Origin of the sequence: Streptomyces sp. NPDC005706, assembly GCF_040631045.1 — a bacterium.
In the GTDB taxonomy this organism is placed as follows: Bacteria; Actinomycetota; Actinomycetes; order Streptomycetales; family Streptomycetaceae; genus Streptomyces.
Map to the genome: position 1 here is coordinate 200,798 of NZ_JBEXYS010000011.1, position 7,458 is coordinate 208,255.

At 65.4% G+C, this 7,458-nt stretch carries 7 protein-coding genes and 3 pseudogenes; 6 read left to right on the forward strand and 4 right to left on the reverse strand.

Annotation, left to right across the window (positions count from 1 at the left end; genetic code table 11):
- The first annotated feature begins 15 nt into the window (after positions 1–15).
- On the forward strand, positions 16–381 hold the full coding sequence (locus ABZ478_RS20215; RefSeq protein ID WP_359551229.1) for a hypothetical protein: 366 nt from the start codon (positions 16–18) through the stop codon (positions 379–381).
- Positions 378–1,049, forward strand: coding sequence for a nucleotidyl transferase AbiEii/AbiGii toxin family protein (locus tag ABZ478_RS20220; protein ID WP_359551232.1), 672 nt, complete (start codon positions 378–380; stop codon positions 1,047–1,049). Before ABZ478_RS20215 ends, ABZ478_RS20220 begins: the two co-directional genes overlap by 4 nt.
- A 91-nt stretch (positions 1,050–1,140) precedes the next feature.
- Here ABZ478_RS20220 and ABZ478_RS20225 read toward each other — a convergent pair whose 3' ends face one another.
- Together ABZ478_RS20225 and ABZ478_RS20230 are read right to left on the reverse strand one after the other, a co-directional pair.
- Positions 1,141–1,548, reverse strand: coding sequence for a WhiB family transcriptional regulator (locus ABZ478_RS20225; protein WP_359551234.1), 408 nt, complete (start codon positions 1,546–1,548; stop codon positions 1,141–1,143).
- Between the two features lie 313 nt (positions 1,549–1,861).
- Positions 1,862–1,996 carry a hypothetical protein gene (locus ABZ478_RS20230; RefSeq protein WP_359551236.1) on the reverse strand — a complete coding sequence of 45 codons (135 nt, stop codon included), beginning with the start codon at positions 1,994–1,996 and terminating at the stop codon, positions 1,862–1,864.
- Positions 1,997–2,365: 369 nt separating this feature from the next.
- Here ABZ478_RS20230 and ABZ478_RS20235 point away from each other — a divergent pair, with 369 nt between their 5' ends.
- Together ABZ478_RS20235 and ABZ478_RS20240 are read left to right on the forward strand one after the other, a co-directional pair.
- Positions 2,366–3,628 carry an AAA family ATPase gene (locus ABZ478_RS20235; RefSeq protein WP_359551238.1) on the forward strand — a complete coding sequence of 421 codons (1,263 nt, stop codon included), beginning with the start codon at positions 2,366–2,368 and terminating at the stop codon, positions 3,626–3,628.
- On the forward strand, positions 3,625–4,860 hold the full coding sequence (locus ABZ478_RS20240; protein ID WP_359551240.1) for a ParB/RepB/Spo0J family partition protein: 1,236 nt from the start codon (positions 3,625–3,627) through the stop codon (positions 4,858–4,860). The genes ABZ478_RS20235 and ABZ478_RS20240 overlap by 4 nt, the downstream gene beginning before the upstream one ends.
- A 145-nt stretch (positions 4,861–5,005) precedes the next feature.
- On the opposite strand, the gene ABZ478_RS20245 is transcribed toward ABZ478_RS20240, so the two are convergent.
- Positions 5,006–5,464 (reverse strand): hypothetical protein, encoded by a 459-nt coding sequence (locus ABZ478_RS20245; RefSeq protein ID WP_359551242.1) that lies wholly within the window; start codon positions 5,462–5,464, stop codon positions 5,006–5,008.
- 199 nt (positions 5,465–5,663) lie between these two features.
- Between ABZ478_RS20245 and ABZ478_RS20250 the strand changes: the two are divergent.
- Together ABZ478_RS20250 and ABZ478_RS20255 are read left to right on the forward strand one after the other, a co-directional pair.
- Positions 5,664–5,843 (forward strand): annotated as a pseudogene (locus ABZ478_RS20250) (transposase); the annotation flags it as partial.
- A 1,259-nt stretch (positions 5,844–7,102) separates the two neighbouring features.
- A pseudogene (locus ABZ478_RS20255) lies at positions 7,103–7,246 on the forward strand (IS5/IS1182 family transposase); the annotation flags it as partial.
- Positions 7,247–7,270: 24 nt separating this feature from the next.
- Here the strand turns inward: ABZ478_RS20255 and ABZ478_RS20260 are convergent.
- A pseudogene (locus tag ABZ478_RS20260) lies at positions 7,271–7,458 on the reverse strand (hypothetical protein); the annotation flags it as partial.

The following is a 7,458-nucleotide window of genomic DNA, read 5'->3' on the forward strand; positions in this document are numbered from 1 at the left end:
GCGATACTAGGAGGCATGTCCGTATCCACCACCTCCTCGACGCCAAGCGCCTACGAGACGCTGCGCGAGCAGTACGCCTTGCGGCTTCCCACGTCCTTGGAGGAGCTTGCCGGGCCAACGGCCGGCACGGTGGATCTACCGTTGCACGTCGTCTGGTCCGGTCGTCGCTCGTACGGGCTCAGCCAGCCTCGTTCACGGATGAGCCTCTACCGCACCGTACTGGCGGAGGGGCAGCAGCAGGATCTGATTGCCTTCCTCGACCGCGGCCTGCTCATCACCCAGTGGCCGATTCTGCGGACGCTGATCAGCCGTCCCCTTCGCGACGCGTGGGAGAACCGCTTCCCGGAGTTGCCCACGGACAAGGCCGCTACTGCCGCGTGAGCCTCTCCGACCTGCATCGCCGCCTCCTGACCGACATCCTCGACATCGGGAATCCGTATCCCCTGGTGCTCACCGGCGGATACGCAGTTCAAGCGCACGGCCTGGTAGACCGTCTGTCTCAGGATGTCGACGTCGCTACCGAGAATCCGGCCCCGATGAGCGAGATCGTCCGCTCAGTGAGTCAGGGGCTCACTGAGCGTGGCTGGCAGGTCGAGCAGATCGAGATCGCAGCGTTGTCCGGCCGGCTTCTCGCCACAGACCCCGGTACAGGCGAGCAGTGCGAGGTCGACGTACTCAAAGAGGTGCTCTGGCACCCTCCCGCGGCCAGCGAATACGGCCCCGTGCTGTCGCTCGACGACGTGATCGGAACGAAGGTACGGGCCCTGGCCGACAGAGGCGCGGTACGCGATCTGATCGACGTCCACGCGGCCTCCCAGCACCGGTCCAAAGCCGAGCTCGAGACCCTCGGTCGCCGTCACGCCCGATACGAGTTCAGCCTGGAGGACCTGCACGACCGTCTCGCCGGCGCGGAGTGGTGGGATGACCAGGACTACGTCGACTACGGACTCCAGCCCCATCAGATCGACGCCCTGCGGACGTGGGCTCTCGGCTGGGCCACCGACATCGCCGCAAGGCTACAAGTAGAGGGAAGCCCCGACGATTTCTGATGCAAGAGCATCTTCGGGTCCGAGGCGCAGTGGGGCCACCCGCTAACGACCAGCCCGAGTGCGGCGCCCAGGAGGGCAGTGCCGCTGTGACTCAGCCAGCGTCGTTCCAACGCTCACCACTCCCCCGGCTCGCTCGCTGGTCATGCTCCGCACGGGCGGTCTCCAGCAGACTTCGCCAAGACGTCACGGTGGGTCTGCGTCGCAGCAGGGCGCGTCGTTCGCGGTCTGTCATACCGCCCCAGACGCCGTATGGGGTACGCCGGTCGATGCGTAGGTAAGGCACTCTGTGCGCACCGGAGAGCCGTGCAGACGACCTCGCTCGGTTCTGGGCCGCGCTGTCGACGAACAACTCATCAGGGTCAGTAGTTCGGCAAGCTCTACGTGCTTCCCACGCTTGCTCCTCTGCGCTCACTGATGCCGTCCTCTTCTGTTCCGGCCTGCTGCGCTCCCACCAGGGCCGGCACTGAGTCGGAGACGCTAGGACAAGTGCTCCTTGCATGGAACGTCGTGTATCTGCAGTAACCCCTGTGAGTGAAGGCGGTCTTGGCGGCTGCGAGGAGTCGACCACCGTGATCCTGATGCAGGGGTCCGGCTCTCGATCGTGGGTGGCCTGAGCTTTCACTGGTGACGTCGCCGATTAGTCAGCAAATGGTCGCGCCATGTCGGACTCGGTGGTCGAGATGAACGTGCCGTGGCTCGAGCGCTGGCGGGCCGCCCAGTGCCCTGGACGGGCAACTGGTCGAGAGGCTGTCCACCAAGCCTTGGGCCACGATGTCCTGGTAGCGCTACCGAGAGGCCGTGAAGCGTGTTGGTCAGCGCCTGAAGTTGCTCAGCACAGCCCGGCCGGTGTCCCGGTCGTGGTCGGGCTCCAGGTTCAGCCACCGCTCCCCCAGCTTGGCCTCGTTGGCGCGGCCCTGCACCGTGTTCCCGACCGGGTGCGTAGCCACCGGCTCCCTGCCGTGACGCTCTTGGAGGCAGGGGTCAGGAGGAGCTGTCAGGCACCCACTGGGCTGTGCTGGGACGTTGCACCTGTCGCGCGGTGCTGGGGCAGCCCTCGGTGTGTTGGGGCCGGTTGAGGCGAGCCGGGCTGTGGCTATTACGGGGTAATGGACGGGCGGCTTCTGTCCGCCTGTTGAGGCGTCACGCCGGGAGCTCTCACCAGGTCGGGGCGGAGCATGGCCGTTCGATGGCGGAAGGCGCTGGTTGGGCTGCTCTGTGAGGCATTACGGCGGAATAGTCGCGTTCCTAGGGCTCAACTTTCCCTATCTAGCGCGCCGGTGCTTGATTCGATCTTGCGCGTTAGTAAGGTATCTCGCATGAGTTCTCCAGCCACCTCGAGCGACCGCGAGAAGGTCGTGTCCAAGCTGCCGGGATGGCTCCGGCAGAACCTCAAAGTCAGGGCCGCGCAGCACGGTCTTGAGATTCAGCAGGCCGTCGAGCAGGGCATCGTCGACTGGTGTCGGCTCGCGTCCACGCCCGGAAGCATCGACACCGCCGGCGCCGACTCCTTCTCCACCCTTCTTCCTCCAGGGCAGTGGGACGAGTTCCGCAGCGTCGCCAACGACCGCAACGTTTCGCTCATCCAGGGTCTGGCCCAGTCCGTGCAGCTGTGGCTGGACAACAACCCCTCCCCCGGCGTCGAACGGCCCGCCATCACGCGGCGCATCGTTGTCTGTAACCAGAAGGGCGGTGTGGGTAAGACCGCCATCACCGCCGGCCTGGGTGAGGCTCTCGCGGAGGATTCCGACAAGCTTCACCCTGTCCGTGTTGCCAAGCAGCTCCTTGACGCTCTGCGCGCGGCCGACGACGGCCAGGAGGCCATCCCGGCTGACGGCCCGTTGGATGTTGAGAACCTGCCTGGACCCGGAATGCGGGTTCTGCTGGTCGACTTCGACCCGCAGTGCCACCTCACCAACCAGCTCGGCGGCACCCCGCTACCCATGGACGGCGACTCCCTCACCAACCACATGGGAGGCACGCCCAAGGGCGAGTTGAGGGACCTCATCATCACGGTCGAACCCGAGACGTTCGACGACCGGCTGCATCTGCTGCCCGCCTGTAACGACGCCTTCCTCTTGGACGTCCGCCTCTCCAGCGTCCGCGCCCGGGAAGCGGCCCTCGAACGGGCTCTGGCTCCACTCGAGGGTGATTACGACGTCATCATCGTCGACTGCCCGCCCAGCCTCGGCCTCAGCATGGACGCCGCCGCCTACTACGGGCGACGCCGCGACGGAGAGGAGGCCGGAAAGTCAGGCGCCCTCATCGTCGTCCAAGCCGAAGACAGCAGCGCCGACGCCTACGACCTCCTGACCACTCAGATCGAGGACCTCAGCAACGACCTCGGCCTGGTCCTCGACTATCTCGGCATTGTCGTCAACCTCTACGACGGCCGCCGCGGATTCATCGCCACTTCCTCTCTCCAGGGCTGGGTCGACATAAAGGACCCCCGGGTCGTCGGCCTCATCGGAGACTTGAAAGAGCAGAAGGAAGCCGTCCGCGTGAAGCGGCCTCTGCTCTCCTATGCGCCCCGCTGCCAGCAGTCGGTCGGCATGCGCGCACTCGCACGGGAGATCTCATGACCAACAAGGCCAGCGCTCTGGGAGCCGGCCGGTTCGGCAGCCGCACCGCAGCCCCCGTCAGCGCGCGCCGCCAGGCAGTCGCCGCGGCCACCGGGGTGCCCACCGAAGGCGTCGCACCACCCACCAAGCTGCCTGTGGAGCGGATCAGCCCCAACCCCGATAACCCCCGCTCCAGCCTCGGCGACCTCGCCGAGCTGGCGGGCAGCCTCGTGGAGCACGGACAGAAGCAGGCCATTACGGTCATGAACCGGGACGCCTACGTGAGGGCCAACCCGGCTCGCGACAAGGACCTGGATCCTCACGCCACCCACGTGGTCATCGACGGCAGCAGCCGCCTGGCCGCCGCTCGTGAAGCCGGCCTGACGCATCTGAGCGTCTGGGTCGACGATGAGCAGGGCCAGGACTCCGAATCGCTGCTGGAATCGGCTCTGGTTGCGAACATCCACCGCCACGACCTCGCTGAACTCGACGAGGCTCGCGCTCTTGAGCGCCTGATGGCCATTCACGGGTCGCAGGCCGCTCTGGCGAAGCGCCTGCACAAGTCGCAAGGCTGGGTCTCCCAGCGTCTCGCGCTTCTGAACTTGAAACCGGAACTGCAGGCTCTGATCGGTACGGAGCCCATCACGCTTCTACGAGCGGTGGGCAACAAGCCGCCGGAGCAGCAGGAAGCGGCTCTGGAAGAGTTGAAGCGACAGAGCACGCGGAAAAGATCAGCCAAGCAGCCCTCCCCCACTGCGCCGGGCACGGTCGGCGAGGTCCAAAGCCATTACGCCGTAATAGAGCCCGGGGGAGTCAGTGACGGTGAGCAGCATCCCACGCGTGCTGACGGTGAGCCTCGGCAAAACACATCATCCGTGATGCAGCAACCGGCCAAGGTGAAGCTGGAACCGTCGGAATCCGCATCCGGCGACGAGCCTGACGCCAGCGCTGGTATCCCTGAGCCTCGGGAGCAGGAGGAGCCGGCGGACGTCGCGATGCGGCGAAAGCCCCGCACTCTTCCCTATGACGATCCCACGTACATCGCCATGCACCTGGGCACCAAGATGGAGGTCGAGCACTTCATCCGGGCGACGCGGCAAATGACCACTCGGTGCTGGGACAAGGCGGGGCCAGGGAAGGCGCTGGAGCTGCTGGGCAGCATGCTCAAGGAGGCAGCCAAGCGCTGCCCGGAGGAACTGGAACTGCTCCTCCGAGAACACCTCGAGGCATCCGCTAGCAAGACCTCGCAGTAACTGAGGCAAGCACTGGCCCCGTTCTCCTCACCCGTAGTGGTGGGAGAACGGGGCCGTCTGCTTGTCTCCACGGGGTGCCCGTAACACGGCGCAGTCACACGACCGGATGAGGCTGGAGAGCAAGACAGCGGTGCCGTCGCTCCACTCAAGTACGCACGTCATCCTGGTTCTGGTTCGGTTGGACGCGGGAAAGCTCCATGCCCAAGCCGTCCAGGAACTCCTGGAACAGATCCTCCACGAACGGGCCGGACCGCTTCGACAGGACATCGGCGATCGCCTTGGGAACGGGATTCAGGCCAGCCGCCCGTGCCCAGGCCACAGCACGCTCCGCGGCCTCTTCCGGCCCCAAGACGCAGTCGTCGACGGACTGGCCGTCCTCCGCCATGTAGGCGGACGCAGCTGCCCGATCGAGACATGCGCGCCAGGTTTCCTGGTCCCTGGTCCGGCCTTCCAGGACAAGGCAGTCGCTGTCCATGACGAATCCGGCAAGGACCGGGTGCCCAGTGACGTCAACCAGTGGGATGAGACTCTCCTCATCGAGTGAGCTCTGCCCTTCCACCGACCAGAGCCGCCAGTCATCAGCGCGCTCCTGGAGCAGCTCCATGTGCACCCCGCCAGTGAAGCCCGCCACCTCACCCAGCGGGTGCCGATGGTGGACGACAACAAGGGAGCCCCCGTACCCCATCTGATTGCTCCATGTCCGAAAGTCGCTGCGTGGCGGCGCCGGCCGCCGCCCAGAACCGCGTTCACGCAAGGAGGGGTGATTCTTGCAGAAGTCCACTCTCGCAACAGGCCCTAGGAGTGTGGGAGACGGGGGTGACTTGACGGATGCCCAGTGGGAGCGGCTGAAGCCGCTTCTACCGGTGAGCAACGGGCGTTGCGGCCGGTGGCGGGATACCCGCCAAGTCATATACGGCGGGCGTCACGGGATACGCAGGGGCGCGCAGTGGCCTGATCTGCCAGAGCGGTACGGATCGTGGAAGGCGGTCTCGGGGATAGAGGCTCGTGCTGAGAGTCATCAGTACGGGAGGCTGAAGACCAGGCTGAGGGGACGTACCGAAGAGCAGCCGGGCACGTTCGTCTGGCCTCTTCGATCTCTGACATGCAAACCGCGCGTTCCTGGCTTCTCGCACTGTCGCCGAGTGTTCCAGCTCTCGGAGACACAGAAGGCGGTAAAGCCGTTGAGGCCGCCCCTAGAGAAGTGGGCCGCCACGTGGAGTGCTTGCGGTAGTCACGACCAACGCGGGCCTCAGCCCGGTGAGGTTTTACGCGGTAATAGCTCCGCTCGTCGGCCTCTCGCTCGATACAGCAACCTCAGCGTCTTCGCTGACGATGAAGCGGTGTTGCTCGAGCAGCTCTGGTCGCGCCCGAGATCCACCTCGGCGCCCAACCCGCCAGTCATCGTTGGTCGACTTGGCAGGAGTGGGCGTCCTTCGGTACCTACCGCTATTACGCGGTAATGGATCGAGTGAGACGGCGGCCGGCAGTCGGTCACCCGTAAGTGACAACAGTCAGCCTCAGTAGACGACACCGCGAGTTCAGGCTCTGATCGGTATGGCGCCGATCACGCATCCGCAGGCGGCGGTCAACGGGCTGCAAGACAGCAGGAGACGGCCCTGGAAGCGATGAAGCGCCAGAGCGCGCGGAAGGGGATAGCCAAGCAGCCCTCCCCAGCACACCGGGACGAATCGGCGAGGCTCTAAGCCATTACGCCGTAATAGGGTCCGAGGGAGTCGGTTACGGCGAGCAGCGTCCCACGAGCGACTGTGGTCAGTCTCGGCAGAACGCATCCGTGACGCACTAGCCAGCCAAGGCGAAGCCGAAACCATCAAAATCAGCATCCTGCCACGAGCCTGACATCAGCGCTGGCATCCCGCGCCCCCGAAAACTGGAGCTGCTCATCGGGGAGCCTCGAGGCATGCTCCAACAGGACCCCGGAGTGACTGAGGCAAGCGCTGGCCCCGTTCTCCTCGCCTGTGAGGGTGTTGAACGGGGGGCCAGTGCTTGTGTCCACGGGTGCCCAATGCAGGGCGCCGTCACATGACCGGAGGCTGGAGAGCACGACCGCGGTGCCGTCGCCCGCCTGAGTGCGCATGTACCCGGTTCTGGGCACTTCGGTGTGCCGCGAGGGAGCCCCTTAGGTTGAAAATCATGCGAGCCGATGAGGGGCCGACTGCATACAGTCTCAGCACCGATGACGATGCCAACGGTGCGAGCCCATCTCTGGGGATGTCGACCGACTGGCGTCGAGTCCTGACAAAGGCTTTGCCGCCACCGATGGATCGTGGAGAGAACCGTGTCCTGGTTAGCCGACTGCCGGCGCCTCAATCGCCGCTACGGGCGCAAGGCCGAGCACTTCCTCGGCTTCGTCACTCGCGGCGGCTGATCGGCCGCCGACTCGCTCGGCAGGTCAGGCCGAGAAGCCCGTGAGCCGAGGTCGAGCATTCCTTCGTCCGAAGGTCAGCACTTTCACAAGCACCTCGCGCATCTCGTCAATGCTCTTAGAGGTCGTTTTCGCCCGTTGTTTCATCCCGTGATGCGGGCTTGGTTTGTTGATGTCGGGTCGCGCCAGGAGATGGTGTTCTCGCCGGTGAGTCG